22 protein-coding genes are annotated in these 22,121 nt (G+C 43.5%); 6 read left to right on the forward strand and 16 right to left on the reverse strand.

Going from position 1 to position 22,121, the window contains the following annotated elements; all coding sequences use genetic code 11:
- Position 1 precedes the first annotated feature (1 nt).
- The 10 genes from R7Q11_RS16720 to R7Q11_RS16765 all read right to left on the reverse strand — a co-directional run bounded on the left by R7Q11_RS16720 (position 2) and on the right by R7Q11_RS16765 (position 8,085).
- The gene (locus R7Q11_RS16720) at positions 2–637 is read right to left on the reverse strand and encodes a YopR family T3SS polymerization control protein (RefSeq protein WP_005377201.1); all 636 of its coding nucleotides are present in this window, start codon (positions 635–637) and stop codon (positions 2–4) included.
- Positions 634–993: a YscG family type III secretion system chaperone gene (locus tag R7Q11_RS16725; RefSeq protein WP_005377200.1), complete on the reverse strand. Its 360-nt coding sequence runs from the start codon at positions 991–993 to the stop codon at positions 634–636. The genes R7Q11_RS16720 and R7Q11_RS16725 overlap by 4 nt, the downstream gene beginning before the upstream one ends.
- Before the next feature lie 3 nt (positions 994–996).
- A complete protein-coding gene (gene sctF / locus R7Q11_RS16730) occupies positions 997–1,245 on the reverse strand; it encodes a type III secretion system needle filament subunit SctF (protein ID WP_005377199.1) in 249 nt (82 codons plus the stop codon).
- 18 nt (positions 1,246–1,263) lie between these two features.
- Positions 1,264–1,467: an EscE/YscE/SsaE family type III secretion system needle protein co-chaperone gene (locus tag R7Q11_RS16735; RefSeq protein WP_005377198.1), complete on the reverse strand. Its 204-nt coding sequence runs from the start codon at positions 1,465–1,467 to the stop codon at positions 1,264–1,266.
- Positions 1,454–2,755 carry a type III secretion system inner membrane ring subunit SctD gene (gene sctD, locus R7Q11_RS16740; RefSeq protein WP_005377197.1) on the reverse strand — a complete coding sequence of 434 codons (1,302 nt, stop codon included), beginning with the start codon at positions 2,753–2,755 and terminating at the stop codon, positions 1,454–1,456. The genes R7Q11_RS16735 and sctD overlap by 14 nt, the downstream gene beginning before the upstream one ends.
- Positions 2,756–2,760: 5 nt before the next feature.
- Positions 2,761–4,635, reverse strand: coding sequence for a type III secretion system outer membrane ring subunit SctC (sctC, locus tag R7Q11_RS16745; protein WP_263857167.1), 1,875 nt, complete (start codon positions 4,633–4,635; stop codon positions 2,761–2,763).
- Positions 4,632–5,060, reverse strand: coding sequence for a YscB family type III secretion system chaperone (locus R7Q11_RS16750; protein ID WP_005377195.1), 429 nt, complete (start codon positions 5,058–5,060; stop codon positions 4,632–4,634). The genes sctC and R7Q11_RS16750 overlap by 4 nt, the downstream gene beginning before the upstream one ends.
- Positions 5,061–5,072: 12 nt before the next feature.
- Positions 5,073–6,053 (reverse strand): T3SS regulon anti-activator ExsD domain-containing protein, encoded by a 981-nt coding sequence (locus tag R7Q11_RS16755; RefSeq protein ID WP_005377193.1) that lies wholly within the window; start codon positions 6,051–6,053, stop codon positions 5,073–5,075.
- Positions 6,054–6,201: 148 nt separating this feature from the next.
- Positions 6,202–7,062: an AraC family transcriptional regulator gene (locus R7Q11_RS16760; RefSeq protein ID WP_005377191.1), complete on the reverse strand. Its 861-nt coding sequence runs from the start codon at positions 7,060–7,062 to the stop codon at positions 6,202–6,204.
- A 609-nt stretch (positions 7,063–7,671) separates the two neighbouring features.
- Entirely contained in the window at positions 7,672–8,085 is a 414-nt protein-coding gene (locus R7Q11_RS16765; RefSeq protein ID WP_031778954.1) for a YscW family type III secretion system pilotin, read from the reverse strand.
- Between the two features lie 388 nt (positions 8,086–8,473).
- On the opposite strand from R7Q11_RS16765, the gene exsC reads away from it, so the two are divergent.
- Positions 8,474–8,920 carry a type III secretion system regulatory chaperone ExsC gene (gene exsC, locus R7Q11_RS16770; RefSeq protein ID WP_005377174.1) on the forward strand — a complete coding sequence of 149 codons (447 nt, stop codon included), beginning with the start codon at positions 8,474–8,476 and terminating at the stop codon, positions 8,918–8,920.
- Between the two features lie 8 nt (positions 8,921–8,928).
- Entirely contained in the window at positions 8,929–9,234 is a 306-nt protein-coding gene (exsE2, locus tag R7Q11_RS16775; RefSeq protein ID WP_005387156.1) for a T3SS regulon translocated regulator ExsE2, read from the forward strand.
- A gap of 126 nt (positions 9,235–9,360) precedes the next feature.
- On the opposite strand, the gene R7Q11_RS16780 is transcribed toward exsE2, so the two are convergent.
- Complete coding sequence (locus tag R7Q11_RS16780; RefSeq protein ID WP_104975362.1) at positions 9,361–10,881, reverse strand: aldehyde dehydrogenase family protein; 1,521 nt, start codon at positions 10,879–10,881, stop codon at positions 9,361–9,363.
- A 239-nt stretch (positions 10,882–11,120) separates the two neighbouring features.
- Here R7Q11_RS16780 and R7Q11_RS16785 point away from each other — a divergent pair, with 239 nt between their 5' ends.
- The gene (locus R7Q11_RS16785) at positions 11,121–12,887 is read left to right on the forward strand and encodes a sigma-54-dependent Fis family transcriptional regulator (protein WP_005377167.1); all 1,767 of its coding nucleotides are present in this window, start codon (positions 11,121–11,123) and stop codon (positions 12,885–12,887) included.
- 61 nt (positions 12,888–12,948) lie between these two features.
- On the opposite strand, the gene R7Q11_RS16790 is transcribed toward R7Q11_RS16785, so the two are convergent.
- A complete protein-coding gene (locus tag R7Q11_RS16790; protein WP_005377165.1) occupies positions 12,949–13,086 on the reverse strand; it encodes a hypothetical protein in 138 nt (45 codons plus the stop codon).
- A 577-nt stretch (positions 13,087–13,663) separates the two neighbouring features.
- Between R7Q11_RS16790 and R7Q11_RS16795 the strand changes: the two genes are divergently transcribed.
- Complete coding sequence (locus R7Q11_RS16795; protein ID WP_005377162.1) at positions 13,664–13,867, forward strand: hypothetical protein; 204 nt, start codon at positions 13,664–13,666, stop codon at positions 13,865–13,867.
- A 10-nt stretch (positions 13,868–13,877) separates the two neighbouring features.
- On the opposite strand, the gene R7Q11_RS16800 is transcribed toward R7Q11_RS16795, so the two are convergent.
- From R7Q11_RS16800 to zwf, 4 genes are all read right to left on the reverse strand, one after another.
- Positions 13,878–14,405 (reverse strand): hypothetical protein, encoded by a 528-nt coding sequence (locus tag R7Q11_RS16800; protein WP_033906174.1) that lies wholly within the window; start codon positions 14,403–14,405, stop codon positions 13,878–13,880.
- 226 nt (positions 14,406–14,631) lie between these two features.
- The gene (gene gnd / locus R7Q11_RS16805) at positions 14,632–16,080 is read right to left on the reverse strand and encodes a decarboxylating NADP(+)-dependent phosphogluconate dehydrogenase (protein ID WP_005377160.1); all 1,449 of its coding nucleotides are present in this window, start codon (positions 16,078–16,080) and stop codon (positions 14,632–14,634) included.
- 38 nt (positions 16,081–16,118) lie between these two features.
- Positions 16,119–16,835 carry a 6-phosphogluconolactonase gene (pgl, locus tag R7Q11_RS16810; protein ID WP_005387158.1) on the reverse strand — a complete coding sequence of 239 codons (717 nt, stop codon included), beginning with the start codon at positions 16,833–16,835 and terminating at the stop codon, positions 16,119–16,121.
- Positions 16,832–18,334, reverse strand: coding sequence for a glucose-6-phosphate dehydrogenase (gene zwf, locus R7Q11_RS16815; protein ID WP_017634563.1), 1,503 nt, complete (start codon positions 18,332–18,334; stop codon positions 16,832–16,834). Before zwf ends, pgl begins: the two co-directional genes overlap by 4 nt.
- A gap of 537 nt (positions 18,335–18,871) precedes the next feature.
- On the opposite strand from zwf, the gene R7Q11_RS16820 reads away from it, so the two are divergent.
- A complete protein-coding gene (locus R7Q11_RS16820; RefSeq protein ID WP_225466597.1) occupies positions 18,872–19,837 on the forward strand; it encodes a helix-turn-helix domain-containing protein in 966 nt (321 codons plus the stop codon).
- Positions 19,838–19,936: 99 nt separating this feature from the next.
- Positions 19,937–22,072, forward strand: coding sequence for a TonB-dependent siderophore receptor (locus tag R7Q11_RS16825; protein ID WP_225466598.1), 2,136 nt, complete (start codon positions 19,937–19,939; stop codon positions 22,070–22,072).
- Positions 22,073–22,121 lie beyond the last annotated feature (49 nt).

Raw genomic sequence — 22,121 nt, forward strand, 5'->3', positions numbered from 1 at the left:
CCTAAGATAAATCTAACTTGTGACTGTGAGTCATGATGTTTTTCACCATCGCATTTTTTTGGATCATGAAGCTAAGTTCATCACGAACCATGTCCAGTGTTGATGCCATATCAGGTAACGACTTCAACTCTGCCCAGCAATGCCATAAGGCTTGTTCTTTCTGGGCACCCAGTGGAAAATGCTGCGCTAGCATTGCTTTTAGTGCTGTTTTATCAGCAGGTGGTTCGGCAATAAGCTGTCCCGAAAAATTCCCTAGTAACTCCTGCTTCAACACCTTTAACAAATCAGATTGTGGCTGCTCGTTGCCTTTTGCACTCTTCGCCTCATGAAAGGCGTACCACATTGCCTCTCGTTTAACTTGAGGGTCGGAGAACGCTTCATTTAACGATGATAAGACACTTTGTTTACTGACAACCTCTGCGTCTTTTAATGATTCGTACCACGCTTTAATCTCCGCCAGTTTGGCTTCTGTTTTCTCTAGCGTCTCTTTTGGAGAAACATGTGAAACTTGCTCTTGCTTGTTACTTCGCTCCATGAGTGCTTTCATCTTGTCTTCATCGCTCCGCTCATAATGGCGCGACTCCGACTGACGCAAAGATTGGTGTTGAAGACTTAGGTTACTTGAATCAATGATCATCCAAGATTCCTAATGTCCTGAGAAAAGCTCGCAGCAAATGCTTGGCTTTCTTCGCTTCCTTGTGACGCAAGTTCTACCCAGCTTTCCGCTTTGCTCAGTAAACCGGCTTTGGCAGAAGCAAGAGCCGCTAAGCTGATCAGATCTGGATAGGCGTTACAAAGTGGTTCGAGTAATTGATGAGCCTCTTCATACAAGCCTTTATTCATGAGGCTCATTGCACGAATCATCGCAACGGTCTCTTCAGAACCTGAGCTTGCTTCAAGGCCATCTGCAATGGTGTTGGCTTCTTGATGACGATGCATACCTGTTGCCATCAGCGCGATTTCAGCCAGCAGTTGGCGCGTTTCTCGTTCCATGCTTTACACCTTCTGGAGAATCGACTGCATCACATCTTTAATCGCACGAGTGGTGGTCGCATTGATATTGTAAACAACAGACCATTTGTTGATCGCGTGCTGAAGCTCGGCAAGCTTTGATGGATCATCGGCATTGGTTTCTAGGTTCTTGATGGCTGCCGTCACTTCTGTGTTGGCATCTTTCGCTTGTTGTTCTAACTTAGCTTTAACATCATCAAGGTTTACACTGTTACTAGCATCGTAAAATGACATAAGACTTCCTCGTATTTTTTAGTTAGCTTCGTATGATTCAACGACCGCATGGGCGGCTGTGTAAGCTTCATACTGTTTGAGTAGCAATTGGTACTGCTGTGGTGAGCACCCTAAATCCAACTGACGTTTCACCACCGCTTGTGCTTCTAAGAGCTTGCTCTTAATCTTGTGCACTTCCGCACCGTTTGTGTCGTTATTTAAAATTTGTTCAAGATTTGTCATTGTTCGTCTCACCTTCATATCCAAGTTCTATTGTTATCACCCGCCCGCCTTTAACCAACTCAATACCAGCAGGTGTAACACTGGATATTCGGTAGCCCTGAGGCGTTCTTGCACCGACCATATAGCGAACGTTATCGGTCAGAATCACATATGGAACCTGGCCAAAGTTGACGCTACGAAACGGGAAATCGATGTTGGTGCCTTTACTCACCTTAGGTATGGATTTCAAAACTAAGTACGGTTTCTCACCATATTGTTCCCGGAAGTCTCGGGTCACACCGTAAAATCGAGTCGTTTCGATATCATCAAGCTCACCACGAACTTCGATGCGATCACCGCTGGTGACCAACTGGACTTTTTTCAGTAACTCCGCATCCGTCAATAACGCTTTTAGCGTATCCATGTAGGCACCCGCTCGCTGCAGTTCAACCTTCCACGCAATAAGACCCGGCACGTCTCGCTCCAAGATTTGTTCAACTTGGTTCCAGCGGCTTGCATCATCGATATAGCCCGTCAGCAGCAGTGTGCCGGTCTCATCGCCATTTTCGACTTTCACTTGGTGATAGCCGAGGTTGCGCAAAATAAATCGAACCCCGCGACGGATTTCTTCCATCGTTCTTAAGTCACTTTTGTAATTGATGCCCAATACATCAATTCGACCAAGCAGATCGAGTTTCTGTGTTCGGTCTTCAACATAGCCCTCTAAGACTGCTTGGCGTGCGGCGGCATTCCATTCCACACGAACGTCGCTAAGTTTGAGCTCGCCTAAGATGTTACGTACCAAAACAATGGGTTCTGCTTCTGTAACAATTTCATTGTTGTTTCCGTTAGCTTGGCTGTACCACATACCGGCAAAAATGACACTCGGGACAAAACTACAGAGCAAAGCGATGAGCGTTGTTTTTTTCCAGCTAGAGCGTTGCACAGCAACCACAGGTGTATTCTGTTGGCTAGATTCGTCGCTGACGTTACTCACAATTAACGCATCTTCCGCGTATCCCAGAGCGAACTTCACAACGCCGACCGAGACAACAGCATGGCGTGACAACTCGATACCATCACCTGCAACAGCGATGTCTTCACTGTTAATATTTGCCTCTTCGCAGCCTCGTAAAATGACCGAGTCTTGCTGGCAAACGAGGGTGAAATGGTTCGCTTCGACCCCAGCATCAGACAGTACAAGATCAGCAATAAAGTCGTCACTGCCAAGCACGAGAGCACCTTCAGGTAAGGTGACTTCTACTCCGGTATGCACGCCTGATAAAATACGAATTTTCCATTGCTGCATCGCGGTTAAGACTCCTCTGAAGAGCGCACACACTCACTTTGTGAGTCATCACATTCCAATACTTTCACCCGCCAACCCTTTTGCCCTGTTGGTAATTGGCACTGCGTTAATTGAGACGACTTTTGCTGTGACAATAAGTCTTGTTGATAGCGCTCGGCTTGAACCCTCGATGTGCAGCTATATACTTCCACTACCGATTTAAATTCAGCGCTATTGTTGGAGATGTTGTTAAGCTTGCCGATACTTGGTCGCAAGTCATATTCGTTGCCAATCAACACACTATCGCCAATACCATCCACAACAATTCGAGGTTCTAAAATAAACATTCGTACTGTGCGGCGCTTAGTGTTGGTATTACTTCTAAACAGCGCGCCTAAATATGGGATGTCTCCTAGCAATGGCACTTTACGTAACTGATGGCTCACTTCATCTCGGTACACACCACCGATAAGTAAGCTTTGCCCTTGTTTAACCGTCGCTAAGGTGCTGATTTCAGTTTTACGAACGGAAGGAAGATCATCGACGCCACCATCAGCGATCTTTGCACCGTCTTCGAGATGAAGGCTCAGGTTAATTTCAGGTCGTGCAGCAAATCTATCACCAACGATACGTGGGACAATTCTCAGTAACGTGCCATACGTGACCTCTTCCAGCGCTGCGGTTTCTTTACCAACCAGCTTGACGTAAAAAGTGCTGCTGTTGTTCAGTACCGCTTCGACATTTTCCTGAGTTAACAATGTTGGTCTTGAAACCACTTGAGCACTGCCTTTGGATTCCAATAAACGAATTTGAGCCAGCAAGTAATTTAGGTTGGTTGAATCAAGCAAGGACTTAAAGTTCTGTCCACTGCCGAGCGTCACATCCCCCGAATTCACATCACCTGTTGTTTTGATATCGACAATGCGGTTGTTTCCGACAGACACTCCCGCTCGCCAATCCACGCCTAACTGACTTAGATCGTTGGCACTGATATCGACAATCGATAGCGCGACTTCAATTCTTGATTGCGGCTGGTCTAATTGCGCGACCAGTTTACGATAGAGCGGTAATCGTGCTTGAGTATCACGAACGATAATCGCATTAAGACCCGGCTCTGCTTCAACTGTTGCGCCACCATGAACTGAGGCGGTTTTATTACTTTTTACAGGCTGATCTGGACTGGTAACTTCTTTGCTAGACGCACTCGCCACTTGCGTTTGAACACCAGACACGACCCGTTTTAACACCGATGCGATGCCCGGGACCGTAATTGTCTGATCTCGATATGCAATTTCTCTATCCGTTGCAGAAGCGTACTTCAAAGGAATTATCTCAACGAATAATTCGTCGGTTGAATTCGATTTCTGCAGCAAGCGCGTTTCCAATGCCTCCGCCGTTTGTACCACTAAGTCGACATAACGTGGAGGACCCGCAAGATAGACTAACCCTTTGCTCTCAGCAGCTCTCCAACCATAACGAGAATCCCAAACGCCGGTGGAAATTAACGTACTGCGTAGCTCTCTAGCCGTAAGTAATTCCAATTGAAGTAAACGTGAGCGAGTTTCTGTCGCCTTATAGACATGTAAGACGGCTCCATCGAAATACCACATCAAGTTGTACACTTGCGATAAGTAATCGAGGAATTCCGCCGGATCTTCAGGGGTAAAACGCCCATTCACTCGATCGTTGACTTTGTCACTAACAGAAACCGAGACACGATAATTTGCACCGAAGTTATTCAACAACTCTTTTAATGAGTCATTATCTGCATAGTAGCGGAACGGTTGTTCGGGCCAGTGTAAGTCTGTTGCTTGCGCGTATCCCAAAGGAACAACACTCACTGCGCATAACAATGCCTTTGTTGCAGCACGCCTAATGTTGGGAAAGATTTTTAGCATCATGGTAACCACACTGTATGGTTGATTGTGTGGTTCACGCGTTCTTGTTCCAATAATGCAATGTAACGCTCACATAGATTGACGTGCTTAGAAAGCAAAGCAGAGAACCGTTCCACCGAACAGTCCTCAACCCTTACTTTACTTTGCAAAATCAATTGCTGATCATCATTGGTTGTCAGTACGCCGCCATCCTCACGAATGGTTTTTAATGAGAGCTGCATGCAACGTTGTAACGCTTGTTCTTGTTGATAATCTAGATGCTCTTTAAACTGGAAGGGTAACGTCGCTTCCCATAAAATCCATGACGCATGTTGCTTGATGGTCAGTGATAACTGGTCAACCTCGATGTTGTAAGAACCATTTTCTGAGGCAATAAAATCCCCTACCTTTAGCGCTTCCGCTAAAGATTTCATCATCTTATCTAACATTTAACGCCCTATTTAGATCTGGCTGAGGTGATTGCAAGCCTGGCCGCACTGACCACTTTGAGTATCAAAATAGTAGTGATCGATATCACCAACAGTTTGCATGTTCTTGAACCATTGCCATACTTTCGCAACCGCATTTTGGTCGTTGTAAACCACATCGCATGCATCCCAAACTTCGTTCAGCTCGGGGGCTTCAAGTCGCACTTCCGAACACCAATTTTTCCACTCAGAAATAAATTGTTCGGTTGTAGAGGTGTACTCCGCGAACCCTTTCAGCTCGTCTAAAGACGGTTGCCACTTCTCAATTAACAAACGATGACATTCAATCACTTGCAACTGTTGTTCGCTTAACGTCCCAAGTTGCTTTTTAAGTTGATGCTGCTGGCTCTTAATAAGATCGAGTTGCTGTTGAACAAAGACGGCACTGGTGTCTTCCCCTGATAGCTTCGACCAATATTCCTTCTGAATATCGAGTTGATTGATAAGTTGTTCAACTTTAATCGAAGCATGAAGAGCACTTTGATCGACTTGTCGGTTAATCCACTCGTTGAGTGATAAATGGAAACAAAGCATCAACGTTTTTGGGACAGCCAAATTAAAGCGAAAGCCCAGACGAGAGTTGATGTAGTCCAGCCTTTGTTCGAACGTTGTGATTGTGCTGCTATCACTGAGCTGCGATCCAATCTCCAAAAATAAACGCATGGCAAACCGGTCTATCGAAGCACCAAGTTTTTGATACGTTTTAACTAACTGGCTAGCGCATAGGCTATCGACGACATTTCTATCCAACAAGCGTTGAAGTAAAGATAACTGCTCATAATTTATGACGCCTTCACTCAACAATTGTCGGTGATTGACGTGCACAACATTGAGATCCTGCGTAGGTTTCGAGGCGCTTTCATAACGAGCTCCTCTTTGTAAAACAGTCACTTTCCGCTGTGTCACTATGCTGTCTGGAAAAAGCGAACGGCGTCGCCAATGCTGCTTTTTCATTTATGTTCGTCTCCGCACCCCTTTCGAACAATCCAGAAAGAAAGAGATGTAATAATTTTTAATCGTTCGTTGTTACACGATACATAATAGAATTTACACTGGTGAGTGACTTTCAAAATTAGTCAGAAAATTTTAGTCCCAAGTCATTTCATTTCGCGATAGCCACTTGATCGTCTCCCGAACGTACGCGGCTTGGGGTCGTTCCAAAACGACGACGGTAACTCTGCGTAAAGTAAGACTGACTGGAAAACCCTGCCTCCATCGCCACATCTACGATGCTCATCTTGCTCGTCAACAGCAGTTTATGAGCATGCAGTAGTCGACGCTCACTGATCCAAGCTCTTGGAGAAATGCCATAGTGCTCATTAAAAAGCTCTTTAAAAGTGGTTAAGCTGGCACCAAACTCCTGCGCGTAGTCTGTCAACTTCCATTCTTTTAAGTAATGCTGTTCCATAAATCGACGTAACCGTTCCGACGTACGGTTTGTTTGTTGTGACAGCAACGCATACAGTGATTCTCCTCCTTTGCTGTGTAGCAAGAGAATGAGTAGTTCTTCGTATTTTAGGCACATAATGGCATCAGGGTACGCTTGTTGCTCAAGCGTCTGCATGCTAGAAAGCACTTGTTCAACGAGTATGTTCAAACCAAAAGTAAACAAACCAGAACAAACTTTGTCTACCTTAGGCAGCATCATCAAGAGATCACTGTGTTTTTGCAGCAACTGACTAACGAGTTCATTGTCGTAAGCAATAATCGACGCTTTGTATGCCCCATCTAGCGGAGAGTACTCTAACAAGTAATCCCCTTGAGATAGAAATACCCCATTTTCTGCAGCAACATCGATTGTGCAATCACCTGTTTGAACTCGAAGCTGACCATTGTGAACGACAACAATGTGAGACTGGTCTGAGTGAAATACTTCGTCAGATTTTTCATAGCAGGAAAAACTACGAATTTTTCGTGAACTCGAGTCGACCCTTTCTGAGTTTAGTTGGCCTGACACATCCATTTTCTACCCTTCATTATTTTGAGTTTCTCAGTGCAAATGTTGAGAAACTTTCAAAGCACTACTTTGATCGTTGTTATTTCTAAGTACTGCTGTATGAATTAAAGAAGCAAAGAAAAGAGCATAGAAGTTCTATCACTTACCATACCCCCCGAATAATTAGCAAATAACCCAAGCATTACCTTTACCTGAAGGTAAAGGTTTGACTTAGTAAATTTCTGCTGTCCGTCTTTATTATTTTTATCAGATAGCGTTTATCATTAGCCAAAACTTAAATATCATTTCGTTATTTAAGTTTGGTTGTTTTGTTATACATTAGAATACAATTAAATAGATTTCGGCACCGTTTCGAGAACAAAATTAAATTTCCAAAATCATAAAAATGTATATTTTATAGCCTAAAACGCCAAGCCAACGTGTTCAAGGAGCGAGATATAATCATAAAAAATACTGTTTTTGCAACAAGTATGAGTCTAAAAAACAACTGACCCGATGACTTCAAAGTCATGTAATTAATGTTTATAAAAGACAACAAATCTTTCACAACAGGAAAGATATAGTCTTTATTTTTATAAATTAGAAAATTCTAATAAAAATGTAGTGCTTAAAATTTTATCTGTTTATTTTTGGAACAAGAATCAAGTTTTCTTGTTTATTTCCCTCTAAAAATAAATAGTTCTTTTCTTTTTCCGCAACGAGCTCACCGTTTGAATAAAGCTTTCCAATAATCTTCATTTTTCCTTCACCAGCTTGAATTGGTGCAATTAAAAACGAATACTGCACAGGCAACTGAACGCCTTGGTAGCTCTGAGATACCGATTTAAGACATTGATTATCAATAACTTTACATATTTCCACTTCAAGAGAAGTAATCGAAGGTGGAAAGTAGCCGTCGACAGAAACCCAACCATAGACTGATGCCTGACTCTGTGTATCAAAGTCATCCACCCCATTGACGGACACAGTCTGACTGCACCCACTCAGTATGAATAACCCAATAAAACCAGCCCATATAGAATTGTTCATTATGACCCCATAAACTTATTTTATATAATCTAGCTCATTTGAAATCCACACAATTCTTTATGTAAAAATATAAAAGATCAACTTATATTTATACTACAAGCGGACAATAAATCGCATTTTTCAACAACACGTAGTTAACATGGACTGTAATTTCAAAAGCAGTTTCTGCTCACTTTCATTCCTTCCTTAATTGAAGTTTATTAGAGAAAAATGATATTCATATATATCATTACCATCGAGATATGCATCTGAACACATTTACTTTTGCCTTTCTATTTCTCTCAACACATTTAAAAGCCAAAATATAATAACAACCGACTAATATTGATAAACATGAAGAGATACATCTAATATTTTCCTTGATAAAATTTCAAAAGGGACTATTCCTATGTCAGCACGCCAAACTATCGATGAGATTTTGCTAAAGTTTGCTCATCAAATAGGCTTGCCTGCACTGCATCTAACGGAAAATGAAGTAAGCTTAGCCTTTGATGATAATCTAAGGGTGCATATCATCTTTCATCCTGAATCGACAACTCTGCAGCTCGAAGCTGAGATTGTTGGCCTTCAAATTGTAAATTCCGATCTTTATCGTTCTTTCTTGGCCTTTAATTATCACTGGCCTGAGCACCAGTTATTTTTTAGTTTAGATAACCACCGACATGTCCTATGTTTAAACCGACTCATTAACATTAGGCGACTGGATTACGAATATTTTGAAACAGCTTTAGCAGAATTGCTGACGCACAGCGAGTCGTGGGAAGCGTTATTGTCTTCTCATGTAACCATTGATGAGGCACCACCGATGCCACAAACTTTAGACTTGAGAGTTTAGGTGTCTTTATGTCCAATGACATCCAATCCACATACACCAATTCATCGGTTCATGACGCTCAACAAGCGCAGCAAAGTGATGCAGTGCCGCAAGGAACGTTTCATGGCCGTAAAGTCACCCTACTCTCCTCATCAGAAAGCAGTCTGATGCGAACAAGCTCTAAAAGAGAGCTTGGTGAATGTTTAAATCAATTTGCCAGTCTCGAATCTTGCAATCGCGTTTTGGACTTTGATCCACAACTCAATATTGACAAGCAAAACGCCGCCGTAGAAAAGCTTATGGAACGAAAAGTGGCGATAATTCAACGTTCCTGATATCACAATATAAGCAGGTTAAACATCTAAGTTACCCTTCAGCCGACAAGCTCACGCTAATAAAAAACCCCGAAGATTCGGGGTTTTGATTCATACTGCTTTTTCTTTATTAATTACTTAGTTTCACTAGAAGAAGCCTAACGGGTCGATGCTGTAGCTAATCAGCAAGTTCTTCGTGTTCTGGTAGTGATCCAGCATCATCTTGTGCGTTTCGCGCCCGATACCCGATTTTTTGTAACCACCGAACGCTGCGTGTGCAGGGTAAGCGTGGTAACAGTTAATCCAGATCCGACCAGCTTCAATATTACGGCCCATACGATATGCAACGTTCGCATCACGTGTCCAAACACCTGCGCCTAAGCCATATTCAGTGTCGTTTGCGATTTCCAACGCTTCAGCCTCATCTTTGAATTTGGTGATAGCGATCACTGGGCCAAAGATTTCTTCTTGGAAGATTCGCATCTTGTTGTGGCCTTCCAACATGGTTGGCTGAATGTAGTACCCCTGGTTGATAGACTCTGGCTGTTCTGACACTCCACCACCAAAGACCACTTTTGCGCCTTCTTCACGGCCGATTTCCAGGTAACTTAAAATCTTATCAAACTGTTCTTGAGAAGCCTGAGCACCGACTTGAGTATCGGTATCGAGCGGATTACCTTGTTTAATCAGATGTGCGCGTTCCGTCAGTTTCTCTACAAACTTGTCATAAATCGCTTCATGAACCAGTACGCGAGATGGACAGGTACAAACTTCACCTTGGTTGAAGAAACCAAGTAACGTACCTTCGATACACTTATCAAGATACTCATCTTCGTAATCGAAGATATCTGAGAAGTAGATGTTTGGAGATTTACCACCTAACTCAACTGTCGATGGGATCAAGTTGTCTGCTGCACATTTCAGAATGTGGTTGCCAACTTGCGTAGACCCGGTAAACGCGAGTTTCGCAATGCGGTTGCTGGTTGCTAATGCTTGACCCGCTTCAGAACCATATCCGTTTACAACGTTGATGACACCAGGAGGAAGAAGGTCACCGATTTTTTCCATCAGAACCAGAATGGATGTTGGGGTTTGCTCTGCTGGCTTCAATACCACACAGCAACCCGCCGCTAGTGCCGGTGCTAGTTTCCAAGCCGCCATCAACATTGGGAAGTTCCACGGAATAATTTGACCCACCACACCAATCGGTTCTGGGAAGTGGTAGCTTGCGGTGTGCTCATCCAGTTCTGCCGCACTGCCTTCTTGCGCGCGAATACAGCCAGCGAAGTAACGGAAGTGATCCACTACTAAAGGTAAATCTGCCGCCAAGGTTTCGCGAACTGGTTTGCCGTTTTCCCAAGTTTCTGCAACTGCAAGCTCTTCTAGATGCTGCTCAATACGGTCAGCAATTTTCAGCAAGATGTTCGAACGTTCTGTCACGCTGGTTTTGGCCCATTTTGCTCTGATGTTGTGCGCGGCATCCAGTGCTAAATTAATATCTTCCTCGCCAGAGCGAGCAACTTTACAATACGCTTGTCCGTTGATTGGTGAGATATTGTCAAAGTACTCACCACCCGTTGGTTTTACCCATTCCCCACCGATAAAGTTATCGTAATGCGATTTAAAGTTAACAATGGCATTTTCACTACCTGGCTGTGCATAGATCATAACTCTTCCTTTTGTTTCTCGTTCAATGTGTTATTGCAGTGTCGTATCGCACTGTTCACAAAGAGCATTACGCAAGTCACACGCCAACTACGCCACACTTGTTGTTAATTAAATGTAAAACTATGATTACCAAGCGATAACAAACCAAGTGAGCGACGTTTGAGCGGATGTATGGTGTGAACACCAATGTTCAAGTGTTCCAAAATGGCACACCCTCACTGTGACAAAATGGTACAGTCATGGAACTTCAACATATTAGCGATAACAATTGGCTTTCAACTTCATGGGTCAGAAGTGAACAAGCGGGTTTAAAACAGCGTCGACGCCCTGAAGATATTCGAGTAACGCCAGCGACGCTCCAAGATAGGCGTCACCAACTCAATTTTTTGCTAGAGGCAGTCACTCAATTTGCGCTCCCTTTGTTTAATCAGCTATTTGCTCATAGCGACAGTCGCTTAATTTTGACGGATTCAGATGGTGTCATCATCGGCAGTTGGGGACAGCCTAGATTTCGTGAAAAGTTAACGGAAATCTCGCTAAGCTCTGGAGCATGCTGGCAAGAAAAGGTCAAAGGCACCAACGCGATTGGTACAGCCTTGGTTGAAGCAAAGCCCGTTTCTGTTATTGGTGATCAGCACTTTATCCAACACCATCGTTTTATTAGCTGTTCGGCTAATCCTATTTTCGATCATCTTGGTAACCTCATTGGCGTATTAGATATTACGAGCGAGCAAAAGAGACATGACTTCTCAACGCAAGTACTAGTACAAAACATGGTCCAGCAAGTGGAGAATCAACTACTTAACTTGATTCCACAAGGGCATATTCGTGTGGATTTAGCGTGCGAAAAAGGTTTACTGAATAGTGGTTGGCAAGGAATTATCATTGCAAATGAAGACGGACAAGTTTTGGCTCACAATCAAGTAGCCTCTCAACTTTTTGCGCAAAAAAGTATCATTGGGCAATCCTTAGACGACATTCTATCCACTCGGGGAAATGAGCACCCTTTCGTTTTCAAAACAAAACCGCTTACCGATAAAGATAGCAAGGTCAAGTCTCGTGCTGTAGCGGCGTCCAATGATCTTCATTATGGCGACTCCGCAGTTGAGCACTGTTGGCAGCAAGCCAATCGCGTCATCGATAAAGACATCAGTTTGTTGATTCTCGGAGAGACTGGTGTTGGCAAAAACGAGTTTGTGAAAGCGCTTCATAAAAACAGCCAGAGAAAAACGGGACCGTTGGTTTCCGTTAACTGCGGAGCGCTACCAAAAGATCTGGTTGAATCTGAATTATTTGGCTACGTAGCCGGTGCCTTTACTGGCGCAAACAGCAAAGGCTATCAGGGGAAAATTCGCCAAGCACACAAAGGGATTTTGTTTCTGGATGAAATCGCAGATTTACCCTTGGAAGCTCAAAGCCGCTTGCTCCATGTATTGCAAGATAAAACCGTGCTTCCCGTGGGTTCAAACCAAAGTATTCAAGTCGATACGCAAATCATTGCAGCCACGCATAAAGATCTGGAACATTTGGTCAGCGAAGGATTGTTCCGCCAAGATTTGTATTATCGCCTTAATGGCTTGATCATTGAGCTACCTCGCTTTGAGGAACGTGATGACAAACGACAACTGATTGAGAACATTCATCGGCGTCACGCCGAATCTGAACAACAGCTTTGCCCTCACCTACTTTCTCTGATGCTGTCTTACTCATGGCCAGGAAATTTGCGTGAACTCGATAGTTTAATCAAAGTATCCGCCTTAATGGCGCAAGGTGAAGAAATATTGGAACTCACACACGTCCCAGCCCACCTAAGTAAGAAACTCAGCCAAGCTCAAGAAGGAGCAGCATCCGCTGAACCAACTTCAGAACTGCGTGCAACCGTCGAAGATAAGTTGCTCAAAACATATCAAGCCAACCAGGGGAACATTAGCAAAACGTCTCGTATGCTTGGTGTGAGCCGAAATACCATTTACAGAAAGTTGAAAAGCCTTGGCATATTAAGTTAATTCTACGACCTCAGATACAAAAAGAGCACCGTTGCGGTGCTCTTTCTCTTTGAAACCTAGCTTACAGGCCGCCTTGTTGTTGTGCCTGTTTTACTAATGCCTGACGTTGAGTTTCCTTCTCAGAGATCACTTGATTGTCCTTGTGCATTTCCTGTTCCAATTCTGCTGGAATGAAAACAAAGTACTTGTTAAGAGTCATCTTAGAACCTCAATTTGCTGTGTTAATTACCTTCTTGGTCGACGTAAACAAAACCAGAAAAACATGTTTTACTGGATCCTTGTTGCTAGTTTCAAAAAATAAAGGATGTTCATATAATAAACATCCTCCATGTAGGCGCTAATTATAGGCGTAGTTTAGAGGCTTACCTAGCACTCTTTTTCACCTTTTGTGCAATCTGAGTTTCGATCGAAAAACAGATTTAATTGCCCGTAGTTACTAAGGTATTGTTAAACAGAGAAAAAAGCTTTTACTGTAACTGACGACAGGGATGAGCTTACGAGTGTAGGTTCACTTGCAATTGTGTATCGTAGAGTTCGAATACGATAATAACAGCGCTACATGCCCTTAATCTGCGTAGTTAAAAACTTTGAAGTGATAGACAACCGAAGTCATATCTGTGCAACTCAGTTTAACGATTTGTCTACCAGTTCAATATTTCACCTTTTTTGAGAAATCTTTAGCCACTTTTTTGTGTGAAACGTCCCAAAAGAGCAGACAATTAAAGTGTGGTATATGACCTCAATTGTCTATTCCCACTTAGCTTCGGGAGGCGTTTATGAAAAGTAACAAACTTGGCCATGTAATGTCTTTCAGCAGGATGTTTTCCTTCATTGCATTCTTGACGGCCACATTCGCATGGATTCTCAGCATGTACGCCCTATTTACTGTTTCTTTAGTGGCTCTTGTGGTCAGTGCAATTCTCTACCTAAAAGACAGGTTTTATCAAAACAAGAAAACGACCACTGAAAAGAGCGCCTAGGCGCTCTTTTCTATTGGATGTCATTTCCGTGTGACTTGATATAGTTATCAATCCGTTCGAGTTCGTGAAAATAACCATACATACCAATACGATTAATTTCTGGTTCTATACAGTATTTTTCTTCTTTTACCATAGCTTCTACAAACATTCCGCTTGATGCAATTGTGAAAGGTGGACACGCTGAGTAACCATTACTTTCTGCAATATACTTCAATCGCCCAAATTCAAAAATTTGACCTGGAATAGCAACGATAAGGGACAAGACAATTGTTATAGTTATCACTTTAATCGGCACTTTGACTAACTGAGTCATTCGATCAAATAAAATATAGACCAATAATGTAGGGCATAAGAGTAAGCTTGCGATACTTAAAACATATGACGCATCAATGTAGAGCACTTGAAAACCACTACTGAGCTGAAGCGGTAGAGATTCGAAAACGAAATGATGATAAAGGCGATAGATAGAGTAAGTAATCAGTAATATGAACATAAGCAACACGAAAGCTGTGTGAAATGGATGCTTCTGTTGTGTCATTTCTATTACCTTATAGTTGAGGAGACGGCAGAGAGCTGCTTAGCTTCACTCTTCGAAGAGAAATATTAAACTGCTAGCAAATGCATGCTCTCCCATTTCTGAGAAGTGCGTGACGAATCAACGTTTAATGTAACTTTTAAATCTACCAATATCTTACAGACACAAAAAAGGATGCCACTTGGGCATCCCTTTATATCTTTATATTTAGTCGGTTTACTTAAAACGATTACACGTCGTAAGTTGTAGACGCTGTGTCGCCGCCTGTACCAGTCCAGTTAGTGTGGAAGAATTCACCACGTGGACGGTCAATACGCTCATAAGTGTGAGCACCGAAGTAGTCACGTTGAGCTTGAAGCAGGTTCGCTGGTAGACGAGCTGTTGTGTAACCGTCTAGGAAAGATAGCGCAGAAATCGTACATGGCATTGGGATACCAGATTCTAGAGATTTCGCTGCTACTTTACGCCATGCTGCTAGGCTGCCTTGTAGGATGTTTTTGAAGTACTCATCAGAACCTAGGAATGCGATGTCTGGGTTCGCTTCGTACGCATCACGGATGTTGCCTAGGAACGCAGAGCGGATGATACAACCACCACGCCACATTAGGGCTACGTTACCGTAGTTTAGGTCCCAACCGTTCTCGTTCGATGCTTCGCGCATTAGCATGAAGCCTTGAGCGTAAGAGATGATCTTAGAAGCTAGTAGCGCTTGACGTAGTGCATCAACCCACTCTTGCTTGTCGCCTTCAACAGGAGTGATTGTCTTACCGAATAGAGATTCAGCTTCAACACGTTGGTCTTTCAGTGCAGATAGACAACGAGAGAATACAGACTCAGAGATAAGTGTTAGTGGAATACCTAGGTCTAGTGCGTTAATACCAGTCCATTTACCAGTACCTTTTTGGCCTGCTGTGTCTAGGATCTTCTCAACTAGAGGCTCACCGTCTTCATCTTTGTAGCCAAGGATGTCAGCCGTGATTTCAACAAGGTAGCTGTCTAGTTCAGTCTTGTTCCAATCAGCGAATACTGCTTGCATCTCGTCAGCAGACATACCAAGACCGTCTTTCATGAACTGGTAAGCTTCTGTGATAAGCTGCATGTCACCGTATTCGATGCCGTTGTGTACCATCTTAACGAAGTGACCAGCACCATCGTTACCAACCCAGTCACAACATGGCTCACCAGCGTCAGTTTTCGCAGCGATACCTTGGAAGATAGGCTTAACCGCTTCCCATGCTTCAGCAGCACCGCCAGGCATGATAGATGGACCGAAGCGCGCACCTTCTTCACCACCAGATACACCAGTACCGATGAAGTGGATACCTTTTTCACGTAGTGCAGCAACACGACGGTTTGTATCTGGGTAGTTAGTGTTACCACCGTCAATAATGATGTCGCCTTTGTCTAGCAGAGGTACTAGCGCTTCGATGAACTTGTCTACAACGTCACCAGCGCGAACCATCAACATTACTTTACGCGGCGTTTCTAGCTTCTCTACTAGTTCTTCTAGAGAGTATGCACCGATGATGTTCGTGCCTTTTGCTGGACCTTCCAGGAACTCGTCTACTTTAGCAGCAGTACGGTTGTGAGCAACCACTTTAAAGCCGTGATCGTTCATGTTTAGGATAAGGTTTTGACCCATTACTGCTAGGCCAATTACACCGATATCACCTTTCATTGTTTCTCTCCAATTTTATTTCATCGACGAGCAGCGTCTTAAGCAATTTTTGCTGCCGCGTCTAAATCTAAATACCATTCAGTTAGGCCCGATTTCGCTTGAATCTTAGCCGCTGGGTATGGCAGTGCGTGTGCTGGTGAACTGTTAATTTCTTCAACAATGTCCGCTTTTCCTGCACCAAGCACTAAGTAACTAATGCGTTTCGCTGCTTCTAATACGCGTGCGGTTTTCGACACACGAAGTTGGCCCGATTCAGGATGCGACGCCACAAGAGATAGGTTCGCATCATCATAATTCGTTTGGCCAGGGAACAGAGAAGCTGTATGACCATCTGCACCAACGCCTAATAAGATCCAGTCAAACACAGGTGTGCCGTTTTCATTCGGGATTACCTCTGCCATCTCTTTTGCAAAGCGCTCGGCTTCTGCTTTAGGCTCATCTTCGCCACGGATGCGGTGAATGTTTTCTGCAGGAATATTTACTTGGCTAAACAACAATGTGTTCGCTTCACCGTAGTTGCTTTCTGCATCGTCAGGGGCAACACAACGTTCGTCACCCCACCAAAAGTGGAGGTTTTCCCATTGAATGGAGGTTGCGTAAGCCTCTGAAGCCAGTAGTTTAAACAGCATTTTAGGAGTGCTGCCGCCAGAAAGAGAGATGTGAACAGGTCTGCCCATTTCGCTAAACGCTTTCATATCGTTAGCTAGGCTTTCAACTACCTGTTCTGCTGTTTGGTAGATCTTATGGTTGATCATAGTTCACAGTAATCCGTATCTGTTAAGTTTTTACATGGGAAACGCCAAGCGCGGCCATCACGCTGTAACAAGTCATCTGACTCTTTAGGTCCCCAAGTGCCGCATGCGTACCCGAAGAGGGATTGTGGATCTTGCTTAAAATCTAAGATTGGCTGTACGTATTGCCAGCACGCTTCCACCGCATCACTACGTGCAAATAGCGTAGCATCACCATTCAAAGCATCAAGTAGAAGACGCTCGTATGCCGTTAGCATTTGCGTTTCTTGCAGGTCAGCGTAATGGAAGTTCATTTTCACTTCCTTCGCTTCAAAGCCTGCGCCTGGCTCTTTCAAGCCAAAGCTCATTTGAATGCCTTCGTCTGGTTGAATACGAATGATCAGCTTGTTTTCTGGTGCGTTTTGACCAAACACAGGATGCGGTGTTTGTTTAAAGTGGATAACCACCTCAGTAACGCGTGTTGGAAGACGCTTACCAGTACGCACGTAAAATGGCACGCCATTCCAACGCCAGTTGTTGATGTACGCTTTCAAACCGATGTAAGTCTCTGTACGAGAATCGTCTGCAACTCCCGGCTCTTCACGGTAGCCGCGTAGGCTTTGCCCACGGACTTCAGACGCCGTGTATTGGCCTAATACTAGGTCATTGCGCAGAGCGTTTTCGTCTAATGGCTTTAGGCATTGAAGCACTTTTACCACTTCATCACGCATCGAGTCTGCATTGATTTGCGCTGGTGGTTCCATACCTACCATTGCTAATACTTGTAGCAAGTGGTTTTGGAACATGTCGCGCACAGCGCCAGAGTTGTCGTAGTAACCACCACGCTCCTCTACGCCAAGGAATTCTGCGCCTGTGATTTCAACGTAATCAATGAAGTTACGGTTCCAAAGCGGCTCAAACATCGCATTAGAGAAACGAAGCACAAGTAGGTTTTGTACCGTTTCTTTACCTAAGTAATGGTCAATTCGGTAGATTTGATGCTCTTGGAAGTGCTCGTGAATTTCTTTGTCCAGAATACGCGCCGATTCAAGATCATAGCCGAATGGTTTCTCAATGATCAGGCGTTTCCAGCCATCCTCTTCACTGTTAAGGCCATGTGCTGCAAGACTTGCAGGGATCACACTGTATAAACTTGGTGGGGTTGCTAAGTAAAAAAGCGTATTGCGTTGCTCGAATTGATATTCGTCCGCAAGTTGGTCTAAGCGAGAAGATAGCTTACCGTAATCTTGTGTGTCAGAAGTATTAATTGCTTGGTAGTGCAGATGGTTAATAAATGCATCAAGCGTTTCTGGCTCAGTCTTTTCCATTTCCTGAAGCGATTTTTTCAGCTTCGCGCGGTAAGACTCATCACTGTATTCAGTGCGACTTACACCCAGAATGGCAAAATTCTCTGGAAGCTGCTTGTTCGCGTAGAGGTGGTATAAAGCAGGAATGAGCTTACGGTACGTAAGGTCACCTGAAGCACCAAAAATAACGATGCTGCTGTTTTCTGGTATTACCATCATCTTTCCCTTAAAAACGAGGTACTTATTGTGTGCCCGGATACGGCTAGAGAATGAGCCAACCCTATCAATGGCACCTCAAAATAGAAAATTGGTCTTACCTATTACGTTGATAGGTAAAGTCTATGGGCCCAAAGAACCTCAAGAAGTTGCATTTCCGATTCTTGAAAACACGACGTATTGAGGTCATTTAAGTCACTTATGTCTCAAAAGTACACACTGTACTCGCTGGAGGAGAGTCCGACACGGGGCAATATTGTCTACGACTATTTGATTTACATCAACACTTGCCAGTGCAAACGTTTAAATAAGTTGCACAAAACGTCATAAGCGATTGTATTTTATTGATAAAAAAAGTTTCATCTGAACACTCCAAAATTTAAGCAAAAACTCTAATGTGGGCAATAATTACTCATCCTTGCAAGCCATTACAGTTTTATCGTGATCTGTGTTACTTACTTTTTATTTCATCATCCTATTGATAATGATACTCAATTAAAGATAATGAAATCACTATTAATGTGAAAGTAGAACGCCATGAAATCAAGCGCCATTAACCCACATCCCATAAACCGAATACAATCGGTGCTTGACTACATTCACACCAACTTAGACAGCACTCTGAGCGTAGATGAAATATCGAAAGCAAGTTGTTGGTCTCGCTGGCAACTGCAACGCGTATTTCAACAACACACTGGCGTATCCGTCGCTCACTACATCAGAGAGCTTAAACTTAGCCTTGCGGCTGAGCGCTTAATCCATACTTCTGACCGCTCGTTAGATATAGCGATAGAAATGGGATTTACATCTGAACACGCATTTAGCCGTGCGTTCAGGAATATGTTTTCAAAAAGCCCCCGCGAATATCGAAAAACGCAACAACTCTCCGGGTTGAGGCAACCTTTGACGCTGCGTAAGACACCAGAAGAAGAGAAAAAACATCAGCGCTTTATTGAAGTTCGAATAGAAACAAAACCGGCTTTTGAACTTGCTGGTTATCATGAACCTATTCACGGATTGTTTTCCGCTACGCCCGATTTCCAATCCAAAGTACCGTCACTTTGGTCACGTCTTTATTCATCTGAAAACCTTAATAATTCGGAAAGTACTTACTTTGGCGTGATTGATGTGACGCAAGCGTATTCAAACAACCAACAACTTGAATACTGGGCAGGTTATGAGTGTAGTCCAACAGCAAACGCATCAAGATCAACGAACTCTTCCAACTCGGGGTTAGAGCTCTTGGCTGTTCCTGAGCAAACCTACGCCGTCATTACACACATAGGCAAAGCATCAGAGCTCGCCTCAACGCTGGAATGGTTTATTTTACATTGGCTACCCTACTCTAATTATCATGCTATCGATGGTTATGAGTTAGAGCTTTATCCAGAAGGTTATGATGTTGATAGCGAACAAGCACAAATGCAGTATTGGATTCCTGTCGAGCCAAACGACTCGCTATCTTTAAAACCTAAGAACAGAAGAATAAGTTCCAAAGATTAGTGTTTTGCACCAAATTGTTAACTTTTCCTATTTCTTTGAATATAGAATACAAATAACAATCATTATCAATAAATAGAAAAAGTAGTGGAATTTATAAATATGGAAAGTCCGATTCGATTTCATCGTTCAGCGGTTGCTATCGTCGTATCCGCATTGCTCGCTGGCCACGCCAATGCAACTGAGAGCGTATCCCAACACGAAACGATTACGGTGCTAGGAGAAACATACCGAAACACCGCAACTAAAACCGTTTTAGAACCGGAAGAAACACCGCAAGCGATCACGGTAATCACTAAAGATGACATGGACCTACGCGGCGTAAACTCGGTGAGCGAAGCATTGCGTTACGCGCCTGGCGTAAATACAGAATTGCGTGGCGGTGCCGTTTCCCGACTTGACCTATTCAATATTCGTGGTTTTATTAACTACACCAACTTTTATGATGGTCTTCCTTTGCTGTACAACGGTTGGAACCTTCAACCGCAGGTCGATTCCGTTGCTCTTGAGCAAATCGAGGTTTTTAAAGGGCCAACGTCTGTTCTTTACGGCAATATTCCACCAGGAGGTATGGTCAACATTATCGCCAAGGCGCCTCAGTCAACACCCTCGCACTCTGTCTCGATTAGTACTGGGACTAACAGCCTAAAAGAACTGACGTTCGACACCACAGGACAAATTGGTGATTCTAATGTGGATTACCGTATCGTCGGCCTGGCAAAACAGCGAGATGGTCAAGCCGATACGTCTGAAGATGAACGTTATGTACTCGCCCCATCTTTCAATTGGCAAGCGACAGAAAGCACATTAGTGAACGTGAATGTTTACTATCAAAATGATCCATCAGCAGGTATCTACACGACTGTGCCTGCATCTGGCTCAGTGATTAAAAACCCACTTGGCTCGATGTCACCAAGCACTTATTTAGGGGATGAGGACTGGAACACTTACGAACGCGAAGTTCTGATGATGGGTTACAAAGTCCAACACGACTTTAACAACAATTGGCAATTTCTACAGAATGCCCGCTACATGACCGCCGATGCCTATCAGGAAAACACATATAACGGTGCACTTGAAGCGGATAACCGTACCGTTGGTCGAAATGCCTATTTAACCGATGAAAAGTCCAAATCCTTTGTGATTGACAACCAACTATCGGGCTACATTAAAACAGGAAATTTTGAACATAACTTATTGTTCGGGCTTGATTATCAGTATCTAGACTCAGATGTAAAATACAAAGACACGCTTGGGTATTCGCTAACTCAGGACATTTTTAATCCTGACCACAACAGCATTGATCGTAATGCACTGAATTTCCAATACAAACAAAACTTGGATATCAAAACGAAGCAGATTGGCGTTTATTTCCAAGATCAAGTTCGTTACGACCAACTTGTAATGATTGCAGGTCTTCGTTGGGATAAATACGATTCAAATACAGACGCCGTTAGCGATTATCTAGGAACAGTATCCAACAGCAAGGAAGAGTTAGACGATACCAACGTATCTTTCCGAGTCGGTGGTTTGTATGAGCTAGACTTTGGTCTCTCGCCATACCTTACTTACTCGGAAAGTTTCGAGCCAATTGCGGGTGCCGACTCTTCTGGTAAAGCATTTGAGCCATCAACCGGTCATCAATGGGAGTTAGGCTTTAAATACGCCCCATTATCTGGTGATATCTCAGGTAACTTAGCACTCTTCCATATTACGAAGAAAAACGCGATCTTGACCGATCCGAATAATCCTTATGCACCGAACTATCAAGCGGGCGAAGTGGTATCACAAGGTATTGAACTTGAGGCAAAATGGCAAGCCACAGCACAAGCTGATTTCACTCTAGGCTATACATATACCGATATGGAGATTACCGAGGACAGTTATTACAACCAAGAAGGTAAAACGCCGGTTTGGGTACCTGAGCAAACGGCCTCTCTATGGGCCAATTACTTCTTTGAAGGAAATCTTTCAGGCCTTCGTACCAGTGCTGGCGTTCGCTATGTCGGGGAAGCACAAATTGATGCACAGAATAGTCAAAAAGTACCGGACTACACCTTGTTTGATTTGGCAGCAAGTTACGATTTCTCAACGGTATCTGAATCAATGAAAGGGGCTAGCGTCACGCTTTCTGCAAGCAATCTATTCGATAAAGAATACTATTCTTGTTACGACAAAAATAACTGTTGGTTTGGCGCTGAGCGCTCTATCGAAGCGAAGTTAGAATACAACTTCTAACCTCTTAGAGCGGAACAGCAGTAATTTGTAAAGCGATGGTTTCTACAAT

This window comes from Vibrio sp. 970 (genome assembly GCF_033339075.1).